20 protein-coding genes are annotated in these 24,827 nt (G+C 67.9%); 16 read left to right on the forward strand and 4 right to left on the reverse strand.

Going from position 1 to position 24,827, the window contains the following annotated elements; translation table 11 throughout:
* The first annotated feature begins 5 nt into the window (after positions 1-5).
* From BLW05_RS17030 to BLW05_RS17055, 6 genes are all read left to right on the forward strand, one after another.
* Positions 6-755 carry an electron transfer flavoprotein subunit beta/FixA family protein gene (locus BLW05_RS17030; protein ID WP_093164389.1) on the forward strand — a complete coding sequence of 250 codons (750 nt, stop codon included), beginning with the start codon at positions 6-8 and terminating at the stop codon, positions 753-755.
* An 11-nt stretch (positions 756-766) separates the two neighbouring features.
* Positions 767-1,699, forward strand: a complete 933-nt coding sequence (locus BLW05_RS17035) for an electron transfer flavoprotein subunit alpha/FixB family protein (RefSeq protein ID WP_093164391.1) — start codon at positions 767-769, stop codon at positions 1,697-1,699.
* Positions 1,700-1,721: 22 nt separating this feature from the next.
* On the forward strand, positions 1,722-2,693 hold the full coding sequence (locus BLW05_RS17040; RefSeq protein WP_093164393.1) for an NAD(P)H-dependent flavin oxidoreductase: 972 nt from the start codon (positions 1,722-1,724) through the stop codon (positions 2,691-2,693).
* A gap of 157 nt (positions 2,694-2,850) precedes the next feature.
* Positions 2,851-3,420 carry a TRAP transporter small permease gene (locus BLW05_RS17045; RefSeq protein WP_093164395.1) on the forward strand — a complete coding sequence of 190 codons (570 nt, stop codon included), beginning with the start codon at positions 2,851-2,853 and terminating at the stop codon, positions 3,418-3,420.
* On the forward strand, positions 3,417-4,715 hold the full coding sequence (locus BLW05_RS17050; RefSeq protein WP_093164397.1) for a TRAP transporter large permease: 1,299 nt from the start codon (positions 3,417-3,419) through the stop codon (positions 4,713-4,715). Before BLW05_RS17045 ends, BLW05_RS17050 begins: the two co-directional genes overlap by 4 nt.
* Positions 4,716-4,972: 257 nt before the next feature.
* The gene (locus tag BLW05_RS17055; protein ID WP_093164399.1) at positions 4,973-6,007 is read left to right on the forward strand and encodes a DctP family TRAP transporter solute-binding subunit; all 1,035 of its coding nucleotides are present in this window, start codon (positions 4,973-4,975) and stop codon (positions 6,005-6,007) included.
* A gap of 62 nt (positions 6,008-6,069) precedes the next feature.
* Here the strand turns inward: BLW05_RS17055 and BLW05_RS17060 are convergent, their stop codons facing one another.
* The 3 genes from BLW05_RS17060 to uvrA all read right to left on the reverse strand — a co-directional run bounded on the left by BLW05_RS17060 (position 6,070) and on the right by uvrA (position 13,971).
* The gene (locus BLW05_RS17060; RefSeq protein WP_093164401.1) at positions 6,070-7,029 is read right to left on the reverse strand and encodes a Bug family tripartite tricarboxylate transporter substrate binding protein; all 960 of its coding nucleotides are present in this window, start codon (positions 7,027-7,029) and stop codon (positions 6,070-6,072) included.
* A gap of 71 nt (positions 7,030-7,100) precedes the next feature.
* Positions 7,101-8,147 carry a histone deacetylase family protein gene (locus BLW05_RS17065; RefSeq protein WP_093164403.1) on the reverse strand — a complete coding sequence of 349 codons (1,047 nt, stop codon included), beginning with the start codon at positions 8,145-8,147 and terminating at the stop codon, positions 7,101-7,103.
* A 4-nt stretch (positions 8,148-8,151) separates the two neighbouring features.
* Entirely contained in the window at positions 8,152-13,971 is a 5,820-nt protein-coding gene (uvrA, locus tag BLW05_RS17070; RefSeq protein WP_256330353.1) for an excinuclease ABC subunit UvrA, read from the reverse strand.
* 161 nt (positions 13,972-14,132) lie between these two features.
* On the opposite strand from uvrA, the gene BLW05_RS17075 reads away from it, so the two are divergent.
* The 10 genes from BLW05_RS17075 (at position 14,133) to BLW05_RS17120 (ending at position 22,672) form a co-directional block, all read left to right on the forward strand.
* Positions 14,133-15,047, forward strand: coding sequence for a LysR family transcriptional regulator (locus BLW05_RS17075; protein WP_093164405.1), 915 nt, complete (start codon positions 14,133-14,135; stop codon positions 15,045-15,047).
* A gap of 145 nt (positions 15,048-15,192) precedes the next feature.
* Positions 15,193-15,609: a malonate transporter subunit MadL gene (gene madL / locus BLW05_RS17080; protein ID WP_093164407.1), complete on the forward strand. Its 417-nt coding sequence runs from the start codon at positions 15,193-15,195 to the stop codon at positions 15,607-15,609.
* Between the two features lie 5 nt (positions 15,610-15,614).
* On the forward strand, positions 15,615-16,379 hold the full coding sequence (gene madM / locus BLW05_RS17085) for a malonate transporter subunit MadM (protein ID WP_093164409.1): 765 nt from the start codon (positions 15,615-15,617) through the stop codon (positions 16,377-16,379).
* A gap of 9 nt (positions 16,380-16,388) precedes the next feature.
* Entirely contained in the window at positions 16,389-18,071 is a 1,683-nt protein-coding gene (mdcA, locus tag BLW05_RS17090) for a malonate decarboxylase subunit alpha (protein WP_093164410.1), read from the forward strand.
* Positions 18,072-18,084: 13 nt separating this feature from the next.
* Entirely contained in the window at positions 18,085-18,426 is a 342-nt protein-coding gene (mdcC, locus tag BLW05_RS17095) for a malonate decarboxylase acyl carrier protein (RefSeq protein WP_093164412.1), read from the forward strand.
* Positions 18,423-19,301 (forward strand): biotin-independent malonate decarboxylase subunit beta, encoded by an 879-nt coding sequence (locus BLW05_RS17100; protein ID WP_093164414.1) that lies wholly within the window; start codon positions 18,423-18,425, stop codon positions 19,299-19,301. Before mdcC ends, BLW05_RS17100 begins: the two co-directional genes overlap by 4 nt.
* A gap of 19 nt (positions 19,302-19,320) precedes the next feature.
* On the forward strand, positions 19,321-20,022 hold the full coding sequence (locus BLW05_RS17105) for a biotin-independent malonate decarboxylase subunit gamma (protein WP_093164416.1): 702 nt from the start codon (positions 19,321-19,323) through the stop codon (positions 20,020-20,022).
* 8 nt (positions 20,023-20,030) lie between these two features.
* Positions 20,031-20,714 carry a malonate decarboxylase holo-[acyl-carrier-protein] synthase gene (mdcG, locus tag BLW05_RS17110; protein ID WP_093164418.1) on the forward strand — a complete coding sequence of 228 codons (684 nt, stop codon included), beginning with the start codon at positions 20,031-20,033 and terminating at the stop codon, positions 20,712-20,714.
* Positions 20,715-20,847: 133 nt separating this feature from the next.
* Positions 20,848-21,711, forward strand: coding sequence for a triphosphoribosyl-dephospho-CoA synthase MdcB (gene mdcB, locus BLW05_RS17115; protein ID WP_218135186.1), 864 nt, complete (start codon positions 20,848-20,850; stop codon positions 21,709-21,711).
* Positions 21,712-21,769: 58 nt separating this feature from the next.
* On the forward strand, positions 21,770-22,672 hold the full coding sequence (locus BLW05_RS17120; RefSeq protein ID WP_093164422.1) for an acyltransferase domain-containing protein: 903 nt from the start codon (positions 21,770-21,772) through the stop codon (positions 22,670-22,672).
* 359 nt (positions 22,673-23,031) lie between these two features.
* Here the strand turns inward: BLW05_RS17120 and BLW05_RS17125 are convergent, their stop codons facing one another.
* Positions 23,032-24,726 carry an MFS transporter gene (locus BLW05_RS17125; RefSeq protein WP_093164423.1) on the reverse strand — a complete coding sequence of 565 codons (1,695 nt, stop codon included), beginning with the start codon at positions 24,724-24,726 and terminating at the stop codon, positions 23,032-23,034.
* Positions 24,727-24,827 lie beyond the last annotated feature (101 nt).

The raw sequence follows: 24,827 nt of genomic DNA on the forward strand, positions 1-24,827 counted from the left end.
ATGCCGTGAAGATTCTTGTCCCCGTCAAGCGGGTCGTCGACTACAACGTGAAGGTGCGCGTGAAGAGCGACGGCACCGGTGTGGACATTGCCAACGTCAAGATGAGCATGAACCCCTTCGACGAGATTGCCGTCGAAGAGGCGGTGCGCCTGAAGGAAAAGGGCGTGGCGACCGAAATCATCGCCGTGTCCTGCGGTGATGCGAAGTGCCAGGAGACGCTGCGCACCGCCATGGCGATTGGCGCCGATCGCGGCATCCTCGTTGAATCGTCCGAGGAGTTGCAGCCGCTGGCCGTTGCCAAGCTGCTCAAGGCGCTGGTCGACAAGGAACAACCCTCGCTCGTCATCCTCGGCAAGCAGGCGATCGACGACGACAACAACCAGACCGGCCAGATGCTGGCGGCGCTGGCCGACCTGCCGCAAGCCACCTTCGCCTCGAAGGTCGAAGTTGCCGGCGACAAGGTGAGCGTCACCCGCGAAGTCGATGGCGGCCTGGAGACCCTGTCTCTCTCGCTGCCCGCCGTCATCACCAGCGACCTGCGCCTGAACGAGCCGCGCTACGTGACGCTGCCCAACATCATGAAGGCCAAGAAGAAGCAGCTCGATACCGTCAAGCCCGAGGACCTCGGCGTGGACGTGAAGCCGCGCCTGAAGACGCTGAAGGTCGCAGAGCCTCCCAAGCGCGGCGCCGGCATCAAGGTGCCCGATGTCGCCACGCTGGTGGACAAGCTGAAGAACGAAGCCAAGGTGATCTGAGGAAGACTGTCATGACCGTACTTGTTATTGCCGAACACGACCACGCCACGCTCAAGCCGGCGACCCTCAATACCGTGACCGCCGGGATCGCCTGCGGTGGCGATGTGCATGTCCTCGTGGCTGGTGCCAATGCTGCGGAAGCCGGCAAGGCGGCAGCGCAGGTTGCAGGCGTTGCCAAGGTGATCGTCGCGGACAGCCCCTCGTTGGCCGAGAACCTCGCCGAGAACGTGGCCGCGCAGGTCCTCGCGATCGCGAAGAATTACAGCCACATCCTGTTCCCCGCTACCGCCAACGGCAAGAACGTGGCTCCGCGCGTGGCCGCCAAGCTGGATGTGGCCCAGATCAGCGACATCACCAAGGTAGACAGCGCCGACACCTTCGAGCGTCCGATCTATGCCGGCAACGCCATTGCGACCGTGCAGAGCAGTGATGCGATCAAGGTCATCACGGTGCGCACGACCGGCTTCGACGCCGCAGCCGCCACCGGCGGCAGCGCCGCGGTCGATAGCGCCGAAGGTGTCGCCGACAGTGGCAAATCGAGCTTCGTGGGTCGCGAAGTCACCAAGAGCGAGCGTCCCGAACTGACGGCCGCCAAGATCATCGTCTCCGGAGGCCGGGCTCTCGGCAGCGCCGAGAAGTTCACCGAAGTGATGGCACCTCTGGCCGACAAGCTCGGTGCAGCGCTCGGCGCCAGCCGCGCCGCCGTCGACGCAGGCTATGCCCCGAACGACTGGCAAGTGGGCCAGACGGGCAAGATCGTGGCGCCGCAGCTGTACATCGCCGCCGGCATCTCCGGCGCGATCCAGCACCTGGCGGGCATGAAGGACTCCAAGGTGATCGTCGCGATCAACAAGGACGAAGAAGCCCCGATCTTCTCGGTGGCCGACTACGGCCTCGTGGCCGATCTGTTCACGGCCGTGCCCGAGCTCGTGAAGGCACTCTGACCGCGCCGCGAAAGGAAGCACCATGAAGACCCGCGTCACCGAACTGCTCGGCATCCGCTACCCGATCATCCAGGGCGGCATGCAATGGGTGGGACTGGCGGAGCTGGCCTCGGCGGTCTCCAACGCCGGCGGCCTCGGCATCCTGACGGCCCTGACGCTGCAGACGCCCGACGACCTGCGCCGCGAGATCGAGCGCACGCGCACGATGACCGACAAGCCGTTCGGCGTGAACCTCACGATCCTGCCCGCGATGAAGCCGCCGCCGTATGCCGAATACGTGCAGGCCATCATCGACAGCGGCGTGAAGATCGTCGAGACGGCCGGCAACAGCCCGCGGGACTTCATCGCGCAATTCAAGGCGCACGGCATCAAGATCGTCCACAAGTGCACCTCGGTGCGACATGCGCTGTCGGCGGAGCGCAACGGGGTCGATGCGGTCTCGGTCGACGGCTTCGAATGCGCGGGCCACCCGGGTGAGGACGATGTGCCCGGCCTCGTACTGCTGCCGATCGCGGCACGGGCGCTGAGCATCCCCATCATCGCCTCGGGCGGCATCGCCGACGGGCGCGGCATGGCGGCGGCGCTGTCGCTGGGCGCCGAAGGCGTCAACATGGGCACCCGCTTCTGCGTGACGCAGGAGGCGCCGATCCACTACAACATCAAGCAGGCGCTGGTCGCGGCCTCCGAGCGCGACACCAAGCTGATGTTCCGCACCATGAAGAACACCGCGCGCGTGTTCCGGAACGCGATCTCCGAGGAAGTGGTCGCGACCGAGAACCGCCCCGGCGGCTGCCAGTTCGAGGACATCCGCCCCTTGGTCGCCGGTGTGCGCGGCCGCGCGGCGCTGGCGTCCGGCGAGGTCAACGGCGGCGTCGTCTCGGCGGGCCAGTGCATCGGTCTGATCGACGACGTGCCGACCTGCGCAGAGCTGCTCGAGCGCATGGTGCGGGAGTGCCGGGAGCACCTGGACCGGGCGCGCGCCTACTTCGACTGACCGGGTTCGCGGGCGCCGGCCATCGGGGGCCGGCTGGGGAAATCCCCCGATGGATGAGAGGTCATCGATCGTTACGATCGATCACTGTTTCCCTGTCGAGGTGTACGGATCGCGTCCGGCGACCGCCCGGCGACACGGCGTATCCCTCACCAGCCCGATGACCATCCCCAACGAGTCCGGCCCCGTGCTGGACGCCGCCAGCCCCCTCCCCCCTGAAATCGAAGCCGCCGACGAAAAGACGCGCGTCCCGCTCGCCATCGAGGACTGGGCGACGGTGGTCATCATGGGCCTCCTGGCGTGCATCACATTCGCCAACGTCCTGGTGCGCTACTTCACCGACTCCTCCTTCGCGTGGACCGAGGAGTTCTCGGTGTTCCTCATGATCCTGCTCGCGCTCGTGGCCGGCTCGGCCGCCGTGGCGCGCGACCGCCACATCCGCATCGAGTACTTCGCAGAGGGCGGCTCGATGGTGCGCCGCAAACGCCTCGCGCAGTTCGGCGCGGCGATGGTGGCGCTGCTGTTCTTCCTGATCGCGGCGCTGAGCGTGCGCGTGGTGTGGGACGACTACCGCTTCGAAGAAACCTCCCCGGGCATCGGCGTGCCGCAGTGGTGGTATTCGATCTGGCTGCCGATCGTCTCGCTGGCGATCGCCTTGCGTGCCGTGGGACTGTTCATCCGCCGCGGCCGCAAGACGATCAACGCGAACGACGGAAGTGCCACCCCATGATCCCGACGCTCCTCTTCGCCGCCTTCATCGTGATGATGCTGGTCGGCGTGCCGATCGGCGCGGCCCTGGGCCTCGCGGGCGCGGCTTGCATCGCTTTGGCGAATGGCGATACGCAATGGTTCGGCCTGCTCGCGGTGCCGCAGAACTTCTATGCCGGCCTTGGCAAGTACCCATTGCTCGCGATCCCGATGTTCGTGCTCGTGGGCTCGATCTTCGATCGCTCCGGCGTGGCGTTGCGGCTGGTCAATTTCGCGATCGCGATCGTCGGACGCGGGCCCGGCATGCTGCCGCTGGTGGCGATCGTGGTCGCGATGTTCCTCGGCGGCATCTCGGGTTCGGGCCCGGCCAATGCGGCGGCGGTCGGCGCGGTGATGATCGCGGCGATGTCTCGCGCGGGCTATCCCGATGCCTATTCCGCCAGCGTGGTCGGCGCTGCGGCGGCAACGGACATCCTGATCCCGCCTTCGGTCGCCTTCATCGTGTATTCGGTGCTGGTGCCGGGCGCATCGGTGCCGGCGCTGTTCGCGGCCGGCATGATTCCGGGCATCCTGGCGGGCGTCGCGCTGATCGTTCCGGCCGTGTGGCTCGCGCGCAAGCACAAGATGGGCGCGCTCGAATCGAGCCTGCCGCGTCCGCCGTTCTGGAAGAGCTTCCGCGAAGCGACCTGGGGGCTCGCCGCGCCGGTGCTGATCCTCGGCGGCATGCGCGCCGGCCTCTTCACGCCGACCGAGGCGGCCGTGGTCGCGGTGTTCTACGGCCTCTTCGTCGGCATGGCGATCCACCGCACGATCCAGCTTCGCGACCTCTTCGCGATCCTGCGCGAATCGGGCGAGCTGTCGGCGGTGATCCTGCTGGTGGTGTCGCTCGCGGGCATCTTCGCGTATTCGCTGTCGACGCTGGGCGTGATCGATCCGGTCACGCGCGCGATCGTCAACTCGGGCCTGGGCGAATACGGCGTGCTGTCGCTGCTGATCCTGCTGCTCATCACCGTCGGCATGTTCCTCGATGGCGTGTCGATCTTCCTGATCTTCGTGCCGCTCTTGTGGCCGATCGTGCAGCACTACAAGTGGGACCCGGTGTGGTTCGGCGTGATCCTCACGCTCAAGGTCGCGCTCGGCCAGTTCACCCCGCCGCTGGCCGTGAACCTGATGGTGTCGTGCCGCATCGCCAACGTCCGCATGGAAGAGACCGTGCGCTGGGTCGGCTGGATGCTGTTCGCGATGTTCCTCGTGATGGTCGCCGTGATCATCTGGCCGGAGCTGGCGCTTTGGTTACCAAGGACATTGGGGTATTGAATGGTTGATCACCCCCTGAGCCTAGTTGGCGGTGCGGCGCTGCGGGCGCCTCTACGCCGCCGAAGCGCGCAGCTTCAGGCGGAAAAAGGGCCGCGCATGTTTGAGCGAAGCGAGTTTGCGCGGACCCCGCCTGAAGCGAGCACTGCAGGGGAGCCCGAAGGGCCGGCGTAGTGAAGCCCGCAGCGCCGAACCGCCAACCAGGCGGCCCATCCAACGACCACAGAACTACAGCAATCAACCCCAAGGAGACCCAACCCATGAAATTCCGTCGCTCCCTCGTCGGCCTCCTGGCCGTCGCCGCCGCCCTGGGCGGTTTCTCGGTCAGCGCCACCGCCCAGAACTACAAGGCCGAATACAAGATGTCGCTCGTGCTCGGCCCCCCGACCCCATGGGGTGAGGCAGGCCGCATCTGGGCCGACCTCGTCAAGGAGCGCACCCAGGGTCGCATCAACATCAAGCTCTACCCCGGCGTCTCGCTGATCCAGGGCGACCAGACCCGCGAATTCAGCGCACTGCGCCAGGGCGTCATCGACATGGCCGTCGGCTCCACCATCAACTGGTCGCCGCAGGTCAAGCAGCTGAACCTGTTCTCGATGCCCTTCCTGATGCCCGACTACGCCGCCGTCGACACCCTCACGCAAGGCGCCGTCGGCAAGGAAATGTTCGCAACGCTCGAGAAGGCCGGCGTCGTACCGCTCGCGTGGGGTGAAAACGGCTTCCGCGAGATCACCAACTCCAAGAAGCCCATCAAGTCGCCTGAAGACCTGAAGGGCATGAAGATCCGCGTCGTCGGCTCGCCGATCTTCTCCGACACCTTCAGCGCCCTCGGCGCCAACCCGACCCAGATGAGCTGGGCCGATGCACAGCCCGCACTCGCCAGCGGCGCGGTCGACGGCCAGGAGAACCCTCTCTTCCTCTTCACCGTGCTCAAGATGCACACCGTCGGCCAGAAGTTCGTCACCACCTGGGGCTACGTCTGCGACCCGCTCGTGTTCGTGGTCAACAAGGAAGTCTGGTCCTCGTGGACGCCGGCCGACCAGGCCATCGTGCGCCAGGCCGCGATCGATGCCGGCAAGCAGAACATCGCGCTCGCCCGCAAGGGGCTCGTCGAGGCTGGCAAGCCGGTGCTCAAGGACATCGCCGCCATGGGCGTGACCGTGACCGACCTGACGCCGGCCGAGCGCGAGGCCTTCGTCAAGGCCACCCGCCCGGTCTACAACAAGTGGAAGTCCACGGTGGGCAACGACCTCGTGACCAAGGCCGAACAAGCCATTGCGGCGCGGGCGAAATAGCACGCACGCGCACAGTGAAAAGCCCCGCGATGCGGGGCTTTTTCATGGGCTTCGGTCCACGATCACTGCGGCTTCGCCAAGCCCAGCTTCTCGATCAGCACCTTCTCGCGCGTGAATGTCGTCTGCGCGAACCTCGTGTAGTCGGCCGAACTCATGTAGATCGGCAGCATGTCGTAACGGCCGAGCGCGGCGACGTAGCTTTGTTCCTCCATCGCCTGCTTGAATGCGTCGTGCAGCTTCTTCACGATCTCCGGCGGCGTGCCCTTTGGCGCACCAATGCCGAACGGCGAGTTCTGCACCACGTCGATCCCGAGTTCCTTGAGCGTCGGCGCATCGGGGAACTTGGCGAGCCGCTTGTCGCCCCAGGTGTTGAGCACCCTGAGCTTGCCCGATTCGACCAGCGGCGCGAAGCCGGTCGAATCCGCGATCGCCATCAGGTGCCCCCCGAGCACCGCCTGCGCGAGATCGGCGCTGCCCTTGTACGGCACATGCTGCAACTGGATGCCGAGCTGCTGCGCGATCAGCTCGGTAGTCAGGTGCGGGCTCGTCAGTGTGCCGGTCGAGCCGTAGGTGAGCGTGCCCGGATTGGCCTTCGCGTAGGCGACGAAGTCGTTCCAGTTCTTGAATGGGCTGTCCGCCGGCACCGCAATGCCGAACGCGTAGCCCGTGAGGTTGATGACGTAGTTGATGTCCTTGACCGGATCCCACGTGATCCTGGTGGTGTAGGGCAGCCGGAACACGCCGAGCGGGATCTGCGCGATGGTGTAGCCATCAGGCGCAGCGGTCTGCAGCGCCTGCGCGGGCAGCGTGCCACCGGCACCGGGCTTGTTGTCGATCACGATCGGCTGGCCGATGATCTTCGATGCGTTGTCGGCCAGCTGCCGCATCGTGATGTCGGTGGGCCCGCCGGCCGGGAACGCGATGACGAGCTTGATCGGCCGGCTCGGAAAACTCTGCGCGTAGGCGCCGGTGGTTGCTGCGACGCCGAGCAGGGCCGCGCACAGGAGGTGTCGACGAATCATGTTGTTGCTCCCAAGGTAAGGCCCGCATTTGGCCGCCGGGATATTCGCCGGGCAACCGGGTAAGCCCCCGGTCAGCCTGCCTGCTGCATGAATCCGTCGAGCACGTTGACCGCATTGGCGCCGACCTCGGCCACCGCATAGCCGCCTTCGAAGACGAAGACGGTCGGCAGCCCCGTCCGCGCGAGGTCCTCGCCGATGCGCAGGTAGTCGGGCGTGGCGAGCGTGAAGCCCGCGATCGGGTCGCCTTCGAAGGTGTCGAGGCCGAGCGAAACGACGACCGCGCCCGCCTTGAATTCGGCGATGCCGCGCAACGCTTCCTTCAGCGCCTCGCGCCAGCGCTCGAAACCCGTGCCTCGCGGCAACGGAAGGTTGCGATTGAAGCCCAGCCCCCCGCCCGCGCCGCGCTCGTCGGCATAGCCGAGGTAGTACGGGTATTCGGTGTGCGGATCGCCGTGGATGCTGGTGAACTGCACATCGGCGCGGTCGTAGAAGATGGCCTGCGTCCCGTTGCCGTGGTGGTAGTCGATGTCGAGCACCGCCACGCGTTCCACGCCCGCATCGCGCAGCGCCTGTGCGGCAATCGCCGCGTTGTTGAGAAAGCAGTAGCCGCCGAAGAAGTCCGCCCCTGCGTGATGCCCCGGCGGCCGCGTGAGCGCAAAGGCGGCGCGCCTGCCCTGCAGCACACGCGAGACGGCAGTCAACGCGCAGCAGGCGCCCGCGCGCGCCGCGCGCCATGTGCCAGACGTCAGCGGCGTGCCGGCGTCGTACGAGAACAGGCCCATGCGCGCCGCGAAGCTCGCGGGCAGCACGTCGGAGCGGAAGGTGCGGATCGGCCAGTACGAAGGCAGTGCATCGCGCTCCGCGTTGGCCGGGTCCAGCGCAACCCACTGGTCCCATGCGTTGGCAAGGAAGTCGAGATAGCGCTGTGAATGAACACGCGCGAATACGGATTCGTCGAATTCGGCGGGCGACTCGATCGGTCCGAGGTTGCGCTCCTGCAATTCGCGCAGGACGTAGTCCGCGCGGGCCGGGACCTCGAAGCACGGCACGAGCTGGCCGCGGAACATCTCCACCTTGCCGTGATGCACGGTGTGGAGGTGATTGAAGACGGTGAGCATCGCGCTAAGCCTCCCGCCGCAGCCCTTCGGAAGCGGCGTCCTGAACAGGCAGCGGCACGACCACATGGGCCGAACGCGCCGCCCGGGCCAGCACGGGCGCCAGCGCCACCCCCGTGTGCGTCCGAAGCGCCACGACTTCTTCCGGCGGCGCAGCCGCCACGATGCGTCCTCCGGCGCTACCACCTTCGGGCCCAAGATCGACCAGCCAATCCGCCTCGGCAATCACATCGAGATCGTGCTCGATCACCACCACGCTGTGCCCGCCGTTCACCAGCCGATGCAGCACATGGATGAGCTTCTCGACATCCGCCATGTGCAACCCCACCGTCGGCTCGTCGAGCACGTACAGCGTGTGCGGCGTCTTGTTGCCGCGACGCGTGACATCGTCACGCACCTTGCTCAGCTCCGTCACGAGCTTGATGCGCTGCGCCTCGCCGCCCGACAAGGTCGGTGAAGGCTGCCCCAGCGTCAGATACCCCAGCCCCACGTCCTTCAGCAACTGCAGCGGATGACTGATGTTCGGCATCGAGGCGAAGAACTCCACCGCCTCGTCCACCTCCATCTGCAGCACGTCGCCGATGCTCTTGCCGCGCCAGCTCACCGCCAGCGTCTCGGGGTTGAAGCGCGCGCCATGGCACACCTCGCAAGGCACCTTCACGTCGGGCAGGAAGCTCATCTCGATGGTTCGTACACCCGCGCCATCGCAACCGGGGCAGCGCCCCTCGCCGGTGTTGAAGCTGAAGCGGGCCGGACCATAGCCGCGCGCCTTCGCCTCCAGCGTGTCCGCGAACAGCTTTCGGATCGTGTCCCAGAAACCGATGTAGGTGGCCGGGCAACTGCGCGGCGTCTTGCCGATCGGCGTCTGGTCGACTTCGAGCACGCGGTCGATCGTCTCGTAGCCTTCGACCGCGCTGCACCCGGCCCATGCCGGACGCTTGCCCGCCGCATCCGCATCGCGCCCCGCCTTCGTCATGCGTTGCACCACCACGGCATGCACATTGGCCAGCAAGACATCGCGCGCCAGCGTCGACTTGCCCGAGCCGCTCACGCCCGTCACCGCGACCAGGCGCTTGAGCGGCAGCGACACCGTCACATCCTGGAGGTTGTGCATATCCGCGCCGCGCACCATCAGCCAGTCCGGCGCACCGGGCGCGGGCGCAGGCACCGGACGCCGCGCCTGCAACGGATGCTTGATTGCATCGCGCAGGTAGCGGCCCGTCTGTGACTCGCCGGCGGCCTGGATGTCGGCCACCGTGCCCTCCGCGACCAGCCGCCCGCCGCGCTTGCCCGCGCTCGGGCCGATGTCGATGATGTGGTCGGCGCGGCGGATCGTGTCCTCGTCGTGCTCCACCACCACCAGCGTGTTGCCCTTGTCGCCCAGCTTGTGCAGCGCGTCGAGCAGGATCTGGTTGTCGCGCGCATGCAGGCCGATCGTCGGCTCGTCGAGCACGTAGCAGACGCCCTGCAGGTTGCTGCCGAGCTGCGCCGCGAGACGGATGCGCTGCGCCTCGCCGCCGCTCAACGTCGGTGCGCCGCGATCGAGCGTCAGGTAGCCCAGGCCCACCTCTTCGAGGAATTCGAGTCGGCTCTTGATCTCCGGCACCAGGTCGCGCGCGATCTCTGCCTCGCGCCCCACGAGCTGCAGGCCCTCGAACCACACGCGGATGTCGCTCACGCTCATGCGCGCCAGTTGCGTGATGCCGATGCCGCCGTTGCCCGATGCATCCGAAGCGCCGAAGAGCACCGCACGCGCCGTCGCATTGAGCCGTGTGCCCTCGCAGGTCGGGCACACCACGTCACCCACGTCCTCGGCTTCCGGCTCTGCGAAGGTCTGCTCGCGCCCCTTCTGGTCGTCGGCCATCACCGAGTCGTCGTAGACCTTGCGCTGCTCCTTGGTGAGCTTGACGCCCGTGCCCACGCAATCGGGGCACCAGCCGTGCTTGCTGTTGTACGAGAACAGGCGCGGATCGAGCTCCGCATAGCTGGTGCTGCACACCGGGCAGGCGCGCAGCGTCGAAAACACATGCGCACGCCCGATGCCACGGGTCGGCGCGCCGGCCATCATCGCGCCACGCAGGCCGGTCAGCTCGCTCAGCACATGCACCACGCCTTTGCCGTGCTCCAGCGCACGCGTGAGCGCCTGCCGGAGTTCGGTCTCCTGCGACGGCAGCACATCGAGGCTCGCCACCGGCAGCTCGATGTTGTGCTCCTTGAAGCGGTCGATGCGCGGGAAGCCCGTGGTCGGCAGGAACTCGCCATCCACCCGCAGATGCGTGTAGCCGCGCGGCCGCGCCCAGTCGGCCAGCTCGGTGTAGACGCCCTTGCGGTTGGTCACCAGCGGCGCGAGCAGGCCGATGTGCTGGCCCTTGAAGTTCTTCAGCAACTGCGCCGCGATGCTGTCCGGTGTCTGCGGCTGAACCGCCGCGCCGTCGTGGATGCAGTGCTGCACGCCGAGCTTGACGTACAGCAGCCGCAGGAAATGCCACACCTCGGTCGTCGTGCCCACCGTGCTCTTGCGACCGCCGCGCGACAGACGCTGCTCGATCGCCACGGTCGGCGGAATGCCGTACACCGCGTCGACTTCGGGCCGGCCCGCCGGCTGCACGATGCTGCGCGCATAGGCGTTGAGCGATTCGAGATACCGTCGCTGCCCTTCGTTGAACAGGATGTCGAAGGCCAGCGTCGACTTGCCCGATCCGCTCACGCCGGTCACCACGCTGAACTTGCCGCGTGGAATGTCGACCGACAGGTGCTTGAGGTTGTGCTCGCGCGCATTCACGATCTGGATCGCATCGCGGCCCGGCGCCGGCTGCGCATGCGCCGCGTAGTCGCGCGCCGCGCGCTCGGCCACCTTGAAGGCACCCGGGCCGATCGCGAGTTCGTAGTCGGCCAGCGCCTCGCCGGTGAGCGAGGCGCGGTTCTCGCGCACCTGCTCGGGCGTACCAACCGCCACGATCTGCCCACCGCCCTCGCCGCCTTCGGGGCCGAGATCGATGATCCAGTCGCTCGCGCGGATCACGTCCAGGTTGTGCTCGATCACCACCAGCGAATGCCCCGCGTCGAGCAGCTTGCGCAGCGCTCGCATCAGGCGCGCGATGTCGTCGAAGTGCAGGCCGGTGGTCGGCTCGTCGAAAAGAAACAGCGTGCCCTTGCGCGCCAGCGGCTGCTTGCTCGCGCTGCCGCTCTTCGCGGCCTCCGCGAGGAAGCCCGCGAGCTTGAGCCGCTGCGCCTCGCCGCCGCTGAGTGTCGGCACCGGCTGGCCGAGCTTCACGTAGTCGAGGCCGACGTCGACGATCGGCTGCAGCATGCGCAGCACTTCGCGATCACTATCGAACGCGGCGGCCGCCTCGGCCACGGTGAGTTCGAGCACATCGGCGACGTTCATCGCGCGTCCCTTGCGCTCGATCGTGACTTCGAGGATCTCCGGCCGGTAGCGCTTGCCATCGCAATCCGGGCAGCGCAGGTACACATCGGAGAGGAACTGCATCTCCACATGCTCGAAGCCCGAGCCGCCGCAGGTCGGGCAGCGCCCGTCGCCGCTGTTGAAGCTGAACTTCGACGAGGTGTAGCCGCGCTGCCGCGAGAGCGCCGCGGTCGCGAAGATCTCGCGGATCGCATCCCAGGCGCCCACATAGCTCGCAGGATTGGACCGCGCGGTCTTGCCGATCGGCGACTGGTCGACGAACACCACGTCGCTCAGATGATCGGCGCCCAGCAGACGGTCATGCGCGCCCGGCGATTCGGTCGCGCGGCCGAAGTGCCGCATCAACGCGGGCGCGAGCACGTCCTGCACCAGCGTCGACTTGCCCGATCCGCTCACGCCCGTGATGCACACGAGGCGCGACAGCGGGATCTCCACTGTCACGTCCTTCAGGTTGTGCTCGCGCGCGCCTTCGAGGATGAGGCGCGGCGTGTTCTCGCTCACCATGCGGCGGAAACCCATGCCGATCTGCTTGCGGCCGCCGAGGTACTGGCCGGTGAGCGTGTCGGCGTCGCGCAGCGCGTTGGTCGTGCCGTCGAACACCACGCGCCCGCCGCGCACGCCGGGGCCGGGGCCCATGTCGATCACGCGGTCGGCCGCGAGCATCACGGCCGGATCGTGCTCCACCACCACCAGCGTGTTGCCGGCGTCGCGCAAGCGCAGCATCGCTTCGGTGATGCGGTTCATGTCGCGCGGATGCAGCCCGATGCTGGGCTCGTCGAGCACGAAGAGCGTGTTGACCAGCGAGGTGCCGAGCGCGGTCGTGAGGTTGATGCGCTGCACCTCGCCGCCGCTCAGCGTGCGGCTCTGGCGGTCGAGCGTCAGATAGCCGATGCCCACGTCGTGCAGGTAGCGCAGCCGCGTCGTGATTTCCTCGAACAGCAGCTTGAGCGCCTGTACCTCGCCTTCGCTCGCATTGCTGTGGTTGCCGTGGCTTTCCATGCCATCGAAGAAGCGGCGCAGGCGCTCGATCGGCAGCAGCATCAGGTCGTGCAGGCACAGGCCCGGCAGGGATTCGAGCTGCGCGCGCGACCACTTCGCGCCCTTGGGCATGAAGCGCTTGACCGGTTCGAGCACCGCGTCGGCATCTTCCTTGCCGCCGATGCGCCACAGCAGGCTTTCGAGCTTGAGCCGCGCACCCGCGCAGGTCGGGCATGGCGTGTAGCTGCGGTACTTGGACAAGAGCACGCGGATGTGCATCTTGTACGCCTTGCTCTCCAGGTAGCCGAAGAAGCGGCGGATGCCGTACCACTGCTTGCTCCAGTTGCCTTCCTTGTAGTTGGGCGTGCCTTCGATGACCCACTGCTTCTGCTCGTCGGTGAGCTTGTTCCAGGGCGTGTCGCGCGGAATGCCGGCGGCTTCCGCGTGGCGCATCAGGTCGTCCTGCGCTTCTTTCCATGCGGGCGTCTGGATCGTCTTGATCGCGCCGGCGCGCAGCGTGAGCTTGTCGTTCGGGATCACGAGGCCGAGATCGACCCCGATCACGCGGCCGAAACCCCGGCACGTCTCGCAGGCCCCCACCGCCGAGTTGAAGGAGAACATCGACGGAATCGGGTCCGAATAGCGAATGTCGCTTTCGGGGCAATGCAGGCCGGTGGAGAACTTCCAGATTTCGGGCGCGGCACTTTCTTCCGCAGGCAACGCGTAGACCGTGAGCCGGCCGCTGCCACGCTTGAGCGCCACCTCGATCGCCTCGATGGCGCGCGCGCGCTCCGCATTCGACATGCGGAAGCGGTCGGCCACCACATCGAGCACCTTGCGCGGGCCGGTGGGCGTGGCCACTTCGCGCTCGGCCTGGATGCGTGTGAAGCCGCTCGCGGAAAGCCATTGCGTGACCTCCTCCGCGGAGGTGCTCGCCGGCAATTCGACCGGAAAGGTCAGGACCACGCGCGGATCGCCCGCCGCCGCTGCGCGCGACACCATCTCGGCATAGATCGAATCCGGCGAGTCGTGACGCACCGGCAGCGCGGTCTCGCGATCGAACAACTGCGCCGCACGCGCAAACAGCAGCTTCAGGTGGTCGTTGAGTTCCGTCATCGTGCCGACGGTCGAACGCGACGAGCGCACCGGGTTCGTCTGGTCGATCGCGATCGCGGGCGGCACGCCTTCCACCTTGTCGACCGCCGGCTTGTCCATGCGGTCGAGGAACTGCCGCGCGTAGGCCGAGAAGGTCTCGACGTAGCGCCGCTGGCCTTCGGCGTAGAGGGTGTCGAACACCAGGCTCGACTTGCCCGAGCCGCTCGGGCCGGTGACCACCGTCATCTCGCCGGTGCGGATGTCGAGATCGAGGTTCTGGAGGTTGTGCTGACGTGCGCCGCGAATGCGGATGGAACCCTGTGTCATGAATGCCTTGCGGAATGGGGCAGACATTCTAGGAATTCGGACGCACCTTCGCTTGCGGCCGCCCAACACGATGGCCGGGCGAATCGCTTACACACCGACACACATCCGCCGGCGCCGCAAGCGGCCCACAATCCGGCTCAAATCCGACATCCCGCCAGCTCATGACATTCCTCGTCGACGAAGAAATCACGTTCCGCAAGCTGGAGATCCTGCTGGCCTTCATGGAGACCGGCAATCTCGCGCGCACGGCCGAGAAGCTCGACATCAGCACGGTCAGCGTCCATCGCGCGCTGCACTCGCTGGAGACCGGCGCGCGCTGTGCGCTGTTCCGGCTCGAAGGCCGCAACCTGCTGCCCACGGATGCCGCCAGGACACTGGCCGACGTGGCGCGCGAGGTGGTGCACACGATGTCCGAAGGCATCCGCGCCACGCGCGAGGTGGCGGGCTACTCGGCCGACCGCATCCGCATCGGATCGCTCTTTTCGCTGACCAGCCGGACGGTACCGAAGGTGATCATGGGCATGAAGCTGCGCAAGCCCGATCTGCACACCGAACTGGTGCTGGGCTCCAACGCCGACCTGCTGCAGAAGCTGCGCGACGGCGCGGTCGACGCGGTGCTGATGGCCGTCCCCGACGAGGCGCAGGATGTCGAATCGGAGCCGCTCTTCGAGGACGACATCTTCTTCGCCGCGCCCACTGGCTCGCGCTACGCGGAGATGGCCGAAGTCGACCTCGGCGCGTGCAGGCACGAGCGCTTCGTGAGCCTGTCGGAAGGCTTCGTGACCTACAGCGGCTTCATGGAATCGTTCCGCATCGCGGACTTCGCGCCGGACGTCGTGATGCGCACGGGCGACATCTTCTCGCTGATGAACCTCGTGAGCGGCGGTGTCGGCTACACGCTGCTGCCGGGTCGTGTGCGCGGGGCGCTGCCGCACAACGTGCGGCTGGTGCCGCTGCAGCCGAAGTACCTGGTGCGCCAGACCATCGCGGTGAACTTCCTGCGCACCCGCGAGCGCGATCCCAACCTGCTCGCGCTGCTGGCGCTGTGCCGAAGCTCGAAGGCCGATCTCGCCTAAGGTGTCGCCCGAGGGTTAACCCGCGACCGTTTCACGCACCGTAAGCATCGCCGCCCCCCGTTAATTGATCGCGCGGGGGGCCGCCGATACCGTACGTCTCCAGAACGCCGCGCTTTCCGCGCGGCGCATCACAAAGGAGACGCACATGATCATTTTCGGAACCGCCCTGCTGGCCGTATGCCATCTGCTGGGCATCTTCCTCGGGGATCTGCTGGGGCAGGCGCTGGGCGTGAAGACCAACGTCGGCGGCGTCGGCATCGCCATGCTGCTGCTGATCTTCGCGCGGCTCTACATGCAGAAGCGCGACTTCCTGCCGAAGCTGACCGAGCTCGGCGTCGAGTACTGGGGCGCGATGTACATCCCCGTCGTGGTCGCCATGGCGGCGCAACAGGACATGGTCTCGGCGCTGCGCGGCGGCCCGGTCGCGGTGCTCTCGGCCATCGCCGCCGTCGCGGTGTGTGCCTGCGTGATCGCAGCGATCAATCGGTCCGAACGGCCCCACGTCGAAACCGAAAGCGCACCGACGCTGCACGACAACCCCCTGCTGACTGAAGCGGAGTAACCAACATGATCGAAATCCTCGAAAAAGCCGCCATCCACAATGGCCTCGTGACCGCCTTCGCGGTGGTCGGCCTGATCATCCTGCTGTCGGGCCAGATCTCGCGCCGGCTGACCTTCGGCCGCGTGCATGGCTCCGCCATCGCGATCGTGATCGGCCTGGCGCTCGCCTACTGGGGCGGCACGCAGACCGGCGGCCACAAGGGGCTGGCCGACATGTCGCTGTTCGGCGGCATCGGATTGATGGGCGGCGCGATGCTGCGCGACTTCGCGATCGTCGCCACCGCGTTCGAGGTGCAGGCCACCGAGGCGCGCAAGGCCGGGCTGATCGGCGTGGTGTCGCTGGTGCTCGGCACCGTGCTGCCCTTCATCGTCGGCGCGGGCATCGCCTGGAGCTTCGGCTATTCGGACGCGGTGAGCATGACCACCATCGGCGCGGGCGCCGTCACCTACATCGTCGGCCCCGTCACGGGCGCGGCCATCGGCGCGACGCCGGACGTGATGGCGCTGAGCATCGCGACGGGGCTGGTCAAGGCCATCCTCGTGATGGTGGGCACGCCGATCGCCGCGCGCTTTCTGGCACTGAAGACGCCGCGCTCGGCGATGGTGTTCGGCGGGCTCGCCGGCACCGTGAGCGGCGTGTCCGCCGGTCTCGCCGCCACCGACCGCAAGCTGGTGCCCTACGGCGCACTGGTCGCGACCTTTCACACCGGCCTCGGCTGCCTGATGGGTCCGTCGGTGCTGTTTTTTGCCACCAAGGCATTGGTGGGTTGAGGAATCTCCATGGACCGAATGAACTGGAACACCAAGGCCGAGAACCGCGCGGCGCGACTTGCGCGAGCGGCCAACGCGCTCGGCACCGACCTGGCGGGCAAGCACGTCGCCACCGAAGCGATCGGCAAGCTGCTCGAAGCCGTGCTGGAGCCGGGCGACCGGGTCTGCCTCGAAGGCAACAACCAGAAGCAGGCCGATTTCCTGGCGCGCGCGCTGGTGCAGGTCGATCCGGCGAAGGTGCACGGCCTGCACATGGTGCAGTCGGTGCTCGCGCTGCCCGAGCACCTCGATGTGTTCGAGAACGGCGTCGCCGCGCGGCTGGACTTCAGCTTCTCGGGCCCGCAGGGCGCACGGCTGGCCAAGCTGGTGTCGGGCGGGCGCATCGAGATCGGCGCCATCCACACCTACCTCGAACTCTTCGCGCGCTACTTCGTCGACCTCACGCCGAAGGTGGCGCTGGTGACCGCGCATGCGGCCGATGCCGAAGGCAACCTCTACACCGGCCCCAACACCGAGGACACGCCGGTCATCGCGGAGGCCACGGCCTTCTCGGGCGGCATCCTGATCGCGCAGGTGAACGAGCTGGTCGACGGCAAGACCACCACACTGCCGCGCGTGGACATTCCGGCCGACTGGGTCTCCTTCGTCGTCAAGGCGCCGCGTCCCAACTTCATCGAACCGCTGTTCACGCGTGACCCGGCGCAGATCAGCGAGATCCAGGTGCTGATGGCGATGATGGCGATCAAGGGCATCTACGCCGAGTACGGCGTGCAGCGCCTGAACCACGGCATCGGCTTCGACACCGCCGCCATCGAGCTGCTGCTGCCGACCTATGCGGAGTCGCTCGGCCTCAAGGGAAAGATCTGCAAGCACTGGGCGCTGAACCCGCATCCGGCGCTGATCCCCGCCATCGAGGCGGGCTGGGTGGAATCAGTGCATTCCTTCGGCTCGGAGCTGGGCATGGAGGACTACATCCGCGCGCGCTCCGACGTGTTCTTCACGGGGCCCGACGGCAGCCTGCGCAGCAACCGCGCGCTGTGCCAGGCGGCAGGCCACTATGCGTGCGACCTGTTCATCGGCTCGACGCTGCAGATCGACCTGGACGGCAACAGCTCGACCGCGACGCTGGGCCGCATCGCCGGCTTCGGCGGCGCGCCCAACATGGGCGCCGATGCGCGCGGGCGGCGCCATGCGAGCCCGGCGTGGCTCAAGGCGGGCCGCGAGGCGCGCAACGGTCGTAGCGGCGCGGCCGGCACGCCGCGCGGACAGAAGCTCGTGGTGCAGATGGTCGAGACCTTCCGCGAGCACATGCAGCCTGCCTTCGTCGACAGGCTCGATGCCTGGACCCTGCAGGAGCAGGCCGGCATGGAACTGCCGCCGATCATGATCTACGGCGACGACGTCACGCACATCCTCACCGAGGAAGGCATTGCCAACCTGCTGCTGTGCCGCACCGATGCGGAGCGCGAGCAGGCGATCCGCGGCGTGGCCGGCTACACCGCCATCGGGCTCGGCCGCGATCGCCGCGCTGTCGAAAACCTGCGCGACCGCGGCGTGATCCGCCGCCCGGAAGACCTCGGCATCGATCCGCGCGAGGCCACGCGCAACCTGCTGGCGGCGCGGAGCATGCGCGATCTGGTGCGCGCATCGGGCGGTCTCTATCAGCCCCCCAAGCGATTCAGAAACTGGTGATCGGAGAACGACCATGACCATTCCCGCAGGGCTCGAAGCCCTCGATTTCTCCTTCGCCGGCATCCGGCCGGCCGGCACCTTCGCGCCGGTGCTGGTCGGCGTCGTCGGCTCGGGCAACCTGGAGGTGCTGCTCGAAGCAGCCGGCGGCGACGGCTGCAGCGTGCGCGTCGAGACCTCGGCGCGCGGCTTCGGCCCGATCTGGGAAGCCGTGCTCGGCGACTTCCACGAACGGCATCCGCTGGCCGGCGTAAGCATCTCCATTAACGACATGGGTGCGACACCCGCCGTCGTCAGCCTGCGGCTCGACCAGGCCGTGGCCGAACTGCCGAAAGCGGCACAAGGAGGACAGCCATGATCAGCTACGCCGAATGCTCGGCGCGCGAACGGCTCGCGCAGGTGCTCGATGCGGGGAGCTTCCATGAATGGCTGCCGCCGTCCGAACGGCTCACCAGCCCGCATCTCGCGCAGCTCGGCGTGCCTTCTTCCTTCGACGACGGCGTGGCCATCGGCCGCGCGAAGCTCGGCGGCGTGGAGGTGTTCGTCGCCGCGCAGGAAGGCGCCTTCATGGGCGGCGGTGTCGGCGAAGTGCATGGCGCCAAGCTGGTCGGCCTGCTGCGCCGCGCGCTGCGCGACCGGCCGGCGGCGGTGCTGCTGCTGGCCGAATCGGGCGGCGTTCGGCTGCACGAGGCCAACGCCGGGCTGATCGCGGTGTCGGAGGTGATGCGCGCCGTGCTCGACGTGCGCGCGGCCGGCGTGCCGGTCATCACGCTGATCGGCGGCGCCAACGGCTGCTTCGGCGGGATGGGCATCGTCGCGCGCTGCACCGACCACATCGTGATGAGCGACGTGGGGCGGCTCGCCATGTCCGGCCCCGAGGTGATCGAGGCCTCGCACGGCGTGGAGGAATTCGACTCGCGCGACCGTGCACTGGTGTGGCGCACCACCGGCGGCAAGCATCGCTGGCTCATCGGCGATTGCGACGTGCTGGTGGAAGACGACGTGGCTGCGTTCAGGCAGGCCGCGCTCGACGCGATCGGCGCGTCGAGGCCGGTGACGCTCGACGCGCTCGAACAAGAACACGCGCTGCTTGCTGCGCGCCTGCGCATGCTGCCGACCGCGGACGAAGCGGGCGACGACGCCATCGCGCTGTGGACCCGCCTGGGCATCCCCGACGCCGCGCGCGTGCCCGAACTCGACGTGGCCGCCGTGCGTGCGCTGCGCCCGGAATGAGACGCTCAGGAGCAAGACGATGGACTGGAACCTTCTCGCCACCCGCCTCTTCGGCGCCGCTCACGGCATCACCGCAGAGGACGATTTCCTGCACGGCACCGTGCACTTCGACGGCCGGCCGATCACGGTGGTCGGCACCACGAACCACGCGCCCATCGGCGTGCGGGTGGCTCTGGCACAGGCGCGCGTGGTGCTGGACACCATCGCGCAGCACCCGGAGCGGCCGATCCTGCTGCTCATCGACACGCAGGGCCAGCAATTGCGCCGGCGCGACGAACTGCTCGGCATCAACCGCGCGATGGCGCACCTCGGCGCAAGCATCGATCTCGCGCGGCGCCGCGGACACCGCGTGATCGGGCTGGTGTACGACCAGGCGCTGTCCGGCGGCTTCATCACCTCGGGCCTGATCGCGGACGCGTGCTATGCGCTCCCCGAAGCCGAGATCCGCGTGATGCGAATCCCCGCGATGGCGCGCGTGACGAAGCTGCCCGAGGACATGCTCGTCGCGTTGTCGCAGTCGAATCCGGTGTTCGCGCCCGGTGTTGCGAACTACGTCGCGATGGGCGGCGTGCGCGCGCTGTGGGAGGGCGACCTGGCCGCCGCGCTGCGCGACGCGCTCGCGCACACGCCGAGGGACGACCGGCGCGCCGTCGATGGTGCCGAGCGCGGCGGCCGCCGGCTGGCCGCCGCTGTCGCGCAGCGCGTGCTGGACGCGGCCTGAGGCTCGCCATGATGCCGCTGCGCCGTCACCGGCTGGCCTTTCTTTCGGACATGGGCTGGGCCGACGTCCGCGCCCGTGCGTGGGACGCCCAGGCACAGGCCTGCATCGACCACTGGGCCGCGCATCGCCTGCCGCTGGTCGTCACGCGCCAGCCGCAAGCGGATTCGGGCGAAGGCCGGATCGCGCTCGGCCTGCCGGCGCCACTGCAATGGGATCGGCGCCGCCTCGCGATCCACGTGCCCCGCAGCGCGCTGGCCTGGTTCGACGAGTTCCCGCGCGCGGAAGATGCCGCGAGCCTGCTGCCGCGCATTCCGCGCGCCGCCTGGCGCACGCTGGGGCGCCAGCTCGCGGCCTGCCATGCCTCGGCGCGCGTCTACGGCGCCTACGGCTGGCAGTTGCTGACCGGACTCCCCTGCGTCCGCGAAAGCTCCGACATCGATGTGTGGATTGGCGTGCGCGACGCCGAGCAGGCGGACGCCGTCGCCCACCACCTCGAAGCCTTCGCGCCCCGACATCCGCGACTCGACGGCGAACTGGTCTTCGAGGACGGTACGGCCGTCGCATGGCGCGAGTGGCAGGCATGGCGCGCAGGCCGTGCGCGCCACCTGCTCGTGAAACGCCTGCACGGCGCGTCGATGGCGGATGCGTCCTTCGTGCGCCGGCATGCGCCGGCGCTGGAGATGGCGGCATGAGCCGCCCGGCCGCTCCGAAGGCGAATTCCGAAGCGCTGCTGCGCGAAGGTTACCCAATGAGCGCCGCCCGGCCGCCCGAAGGCGCTCGCACCGCAGCGCGGAGCGCGGAGGTTTCCGAATGACTGCACTCGCCATGTCGCACGGCGCGCATCGCGCGACGCATGCGCTGCGCCTCACCGTCGCCGACATCGGGCGCGCCGCGACGCTCGCATTGCACGACGAGCTCGAACTCGCACCCAAGCCAGGCCTCGTGTCGTTCATCGACAGCGGCAGCCACGCCGACATGGACGCGCACACCTTCATGCGCAGCCTGTTCGCACTGCGTCACTACTTCGTGCAAATCGCGGCACTGGGCGAAGCGCACGCGCCCTTCGAAGCGCTGGAGCACTGCGGCATCGCCGCCGAACAACGGATGCTCGCGGCCACCGGTGGCATCAACACGCATCGCGGCGCAATCTTCACGCTCGGCCTGCTTTGCGCATCGGCGGGTGCGCTCGTGCGCGAAGGACAACCGCTGTCGCCGCACGCGTTGCGCACCGCTCTGCGCCGGCACTGGGGCGATGCGCTCCATACGCGCAGCCGCCGCGTATCGATGTTGCCCGGCGGCGTCGCTGCGCGCCGATACGGACTGCGCAGCGCGTCGGAAGAAGCCGCGCTCGGATTCCCGGTGCTGTTCGACATCGCCGTACCGGCACTCGCCGCGGCAACCCGTTGCGGACTGGACTCGCAGCGTGCTCGGCTCGACACGCTGTTCGCCATCATGGCGTCGCTCGACGACAGCAACCTCGCGCATCGAGGCGGCCTCGCGGGCTTGCACCACGCACGGCATGCCGCGCGCGGCTATCTCGAACGCGGTGGCGCGGCGACCGACAAGCACTTTGAAGCCGCATGGGCCATCCATCGCGATTTCGTCGCGCGCCGCCTGTCGCCCGGGGGCGCGGCCGACACGCTCGCGGCCGCCTGCTGGATGCGGCGCATCTGCACACGGCTGGCATGAGCGCCGCCCCGCCGCCCGAGGGCGCTCGCACCGCAGTGCGAAGCACGGAGGTCATCCAATGAGCTACGCGCTGATCTTCTCGGGCCAGGGCATGCAGCATCCCGACATGCTGGCGTGGCTGGCCGAGGGCGAACTCCTGCGACACGTTCAACGCGATCTGGGCCACGATTGGCGCGAGCGCCTGCGCGATCCCGATTGGGCGGGCCGCAACGCCAATGCCCAACTGCTCCTCACCGCGCTTGGACTCGCTGCGTGGACGGCGCTTGCCCCGCATCATCCTGCGCCGGCGGTCGTCGCGGGCTACAGCGTCGGCGAAGTGGCGGCCTTCGCGGCGGCCGGCGTCTACGACGCGCCGACCGCCATCGACCTGGTGCGGCACCGCGCCGAGCTGATGGACCGCGATGCCGAACGCTGCGACTGCGGCCTGATCGCGGTGAGCGGCCTCGGCGCCGAAGCGCTCGACGCGCTGTGCGCGGACTTCGGCCTCGCGGTGGCCATCCGCAACGGCGCGGTCAACGTCGTGCTCGGCGGCCCTGCGGCAGCGCTCGCGCCGGCCGCCGAAGCGGCGCAACGCCTCGGCGGCCACGTCACGAGGCTCAACGTCCACGTCGCATCGCACACGCGATGGATGACCGACGCGGCGCGCTCGTTCGAAGCCTTGCTCGCTCCGCGCTCGTTCGGGTCGCCACGAGTCCCCTTGCTCAGCAACGTCGGCGGCCGCGTTCGCGATGCCGATCAGGCCAAGGCCGCACTCGCGCGCCAGATCGACCACACCGTCCACTGGGACGAATGCATGGAGAGCATTGCGGCGCGACGCGTGCGATGCGTGCTCGAAATCGGTCCCGGGCAGGCGCTGGCCCGCATGTGGAACGAGCGGCAAGCGGACATCCCCGCCCGCTCGGCGGATGAGTTCCGCAGCATCGAGGGCGTCATCGGCTGGATCGAGCGACACATCGACTGACCGAGTTGCACCTCGTTTCTGTGGATAACGTTGTGTGTTGTGCGAGGACGAAAGGGCGCGAACGCAGGCCCGGCGCGGCTTGCGACTGCGTTGCCTCGAAAACGGGCACTCATCCTGGTGCCCGGCGAGGACTGATGCGGCAAAAGGCCCCGAGCCGACACAGCGCGAGGCCTTCGATCCAGCCATCCGGGAAATACCGCGGAACCGGCTCCGCCGGGCCGCTGGTATTGCCCCCTGCAAGGGGGCTGAGGGCCGCGGCTCCGGGCCTGCCTGCGCAGGCCTGGACGTGCCCGAAGAGCAGCCGCCTCTGGCGGCCGCCCGTCGGTCGCTACACGAAGTGAGCGAGGCTGGGGGTGTGCCTAATCGTTGGCGTAGATGTCCACATCCTTGGTTTCGCGGATGAAGATCGTGCCGACCACCAGGGTCACTGCCGCGATCACGATCGGATACCACAGCCCGTTGTACATGTTGCCGGTGCTGGCCACGATCGCAAACGCGGTGGTGGGCAGCAGGCCGCCGAACCAGCCGTTGCCGACGTGGTACGGCAGGCTCATCGAGGTGTAGCGGATACGGGTGGGGAACATCTCGACCAGCATGGCGGCGATCGGCCCGTAGACCATCGTCACCAGCAGCACCAGCCAGAAGAGCAGCGCCACGGTCAGGACCTTGTTCATCTGGGCTGGGTCGGCCTTGCTCGGGTAGCCCGCGGTCTTGAGCTGCTCGGTCACGCTCTTCTTGAAGGCGGCGATTTCCTTGCTCGAGGCTTCGTCGAACTTGTGGTTGACCACGTTGCCGACCGGCGAGTTGATCGCGACATCGCCGATCTTCACCACGGCCGGCGAACCGGCGGGGCCGTCGATGCGCTCATAGCTCACCGAGTTCTGCACCAGGAAGCGCTTGGCGATATCGCAGGAGCTGCGGAAGTCGATTTCGCGTGCCACCGGGTTGCCCTGGAACGAGCAGGTGCCCGGGTCGGCGGTGACGGTCACGCCAGCGGTCGCCTGTGCCTTGGCGAGGGCAGGGTTGGCGGCTTCGGTCAGCATCTTGAAGACCGGGAAGTAGGTCACGACCGCCAGCAGGCAGCCGGCCAGGATGATCGACTTGCGGCCGATCTTGTCGGACAGCGTGCCCCACACCACGAAGAACGGCGTGCCGATCAGCAGGGCGGCCGCGATCATCAGGTTGGCGGTCGTCGCATCGACCTTGAGCTGCTGCGTCAGGAAGAACAACGCATAGAACTGGCCGGTGTACCAGACCACGGCTTGGCCGGCGGTGAGGCCGATGAGCGCCAGGATCACGATCTTGAGGTTCTTCCACTGGCCGAAGGATTCGGCGAGCGGCGCCTTCGAGGTCTTGCCCTCGGCCTTCATGCGCTGGAATGCCGGCGATTCGGACAGCGACAGGCGGATCCAAACCGAGACGCCCAGCAGCAGGATCGAGACGAGGAAAGGAATGCGCCATGCCCAATCGGCGAAGGCTGCTTCGCCGACGCCTTCGCGCACGCCGAGGATGACCAAGAGGCTCAGGAACAGGCCGAGCGTGGCGGTGGTCTGGATCCACGAGGTGTACGCGCCGCGCTTGCCGTGCGGCGAGTGCTCGGCCACATAGGTGGCCGCACCGCCGTACTCGCCGCCGAGGGCGAGGCCCTGCAGCAGTCGCAACGCGATGAGGATCACCGGCGCTGCGACGCCGATGGTCGCGTAGCTCGGCAGCAGGCCGACGATGAAGGTCGACAGACCCATGATCAGGATCGTGACCAGGAAGGTGTACTTGCGCCCGATCATGTCGCCGAGGCGGCCGAACACGATGGCGCCGAAGGGACGGACGAGGAAGCCCGCCGCGAAGGCCAGCAGCGCGAAGATGAAGGCCGCGCCGGCATCCAGGCCGCTGAAGAACTGCTTCGCGATGATCGCTGCGAGCGAACCGTAGAGGTAGAAGTCGTACCACTCGAACACCGTTCCGAGGGAGGAAGCGAAGATGACCTTCTTCTCCTCGGCGGTCATGGGACGCGGACCGCTGGTCGGCGCTCCCCGTGAATCTAGTGTGGCTGCCATGTCGTCTCCTTCTAGTGTTTCGCCCACGGCGTGGGACGTCACGCATTCTTGGAGTGCCGACTGACCCGAGGCTGTCGCCAAACTGAATCGTTGCTGACAGC

The organism is Variovorax sp. YR216, assembly GCF_900107745.1.
Classification (GTDB): domain Bacteria; phylum Pseudomonadota; class Gammaproteobacteria; order Burkholderiales; family Burkholderiaceae_C; genus Variovorax.

Coding starts and splice junctions, on each gene's coding strand:
- madM (WP_093164409.1), top strand. CDS start 15,615: ATGATCGAAATCCTCGAAAAAGCCGCCATCCACAATGGCCTCGTGACC.
- BLW05_RS17035 (WP_093164391.1), top strand. CDS start 767: ATGACCGTACTTGTTATTGCCGAACACGACCACGCCACGCTCAAGCCG.
- BLW05_RS17055 (WP_093164399.1), top strand. CDS start 4,973: ATGAAATTCCGTCGCTCCCTCGTCGGCCTCCTGGCCGTCGCCGCCGCC.
- BLW05_RS17075 (WP_093164405.1), top strand. CDS start 14,133: ATGACATTCCTCGTCGACGAAGAAATCACGTTCCGCAAGCTGGAGATC.
- mdcC (WP_093164412.1), top strand. CDS start 18,085: ATGACCATTCCCGCAGGGCTCGAAGCCCTCGATTTCTCCTTCGCCGGC.
- BLW05_RS17060 (WP_093164401.1), bottom strand. CDS start 7,029: ATGATTCGTCGACACCTCCTGTGCGCGGCCCTGCTCGGCGTCGCAGCA.
- BLW05_RS17100 (WP_093164414.1), top strand. CDS start 18,423: ATGATCAGCTACGCCGAATGCTCGGCGCGCGAACGGCTCGCGCAGGTG.
- BLW05_RS17065 (WP_093164403.1), bottom strand. CDS start 8,147: ATGCTCACCGTCTTCAATCACCTCCACACCGTGCATCACGGCAAGGTG.
- BLW05_RS17045 (WP_093164395.1), top strand. CDS start 2,851: ATGACCATCCCCAACGAGTCCGGCCCCGTGCTGGACGCCGCCAGCCCC.
- BLW05_RS17105 (WP_093164416.1), top strand. CDS start 19,321: ATGGACTGGAACCTTCTCGCCACCCGCCTCTTCGGCGCCGCTCACGGC.
- madL (WP_093164407.1), top strand. CDS start 15,193: ATGATCATTTTCGGAACCGCCCTGCTGGCCGTATGCCATCTGCTGGGC.
- BLW05_RS17050 (WP_093164397.1), top strand. CDS start 3,417: ATGATCCCGACGCTCCTCTTCGCCGCCTTCATCGTGATGATGCTGGTC.
- mdcB (WP_218135186.1), top strand. CDS start 20,848: ATGTCGCACGGCGCGCATCGCGCGACGCATGCGCTGCGCCTCACCGTC.
- BLW05_RS17125 (WP_093164423.1), bottom strand. CDS start 24,726: ATGGCAGCCACACTAGATTCACGGGGAGCGCCGACCAGCGGTCCGCGT.
- BLW05_RS17040 (WP_093164393.1), top strand. CDS start 1,722: ATGAAGACCCGCGTCACCGAACTGCTCGGCATCCGCTACCCGATCATC.
- BLW05_RS17120 (WP_093164422.1), top strand. CDS start 21,770: ATGAGCTACGCGCTGATCTTCTCGGGCCAGGGCATGCAGCATCCCGAC.
- mdcA (WP_093164410.1), top strand. CDS start 16,389: ATGGACCGAATGAACTGGAACACCAAGGCCGAGAACCGCGCGGCGCGA.
- uvrA (WP_256330353.1), bottom strand. CDS start 13,971: ATGACACAGGGTTCCATCCGCATTCGCGGCGCACGTCAGCACAACCTC.
- mdcG (WP_093164418.1), top strand. CDS start 20,031: ATGATGCCGCTGCGCCGTCACCGGCTGGCCTTTCTTTCGGACATGGGC.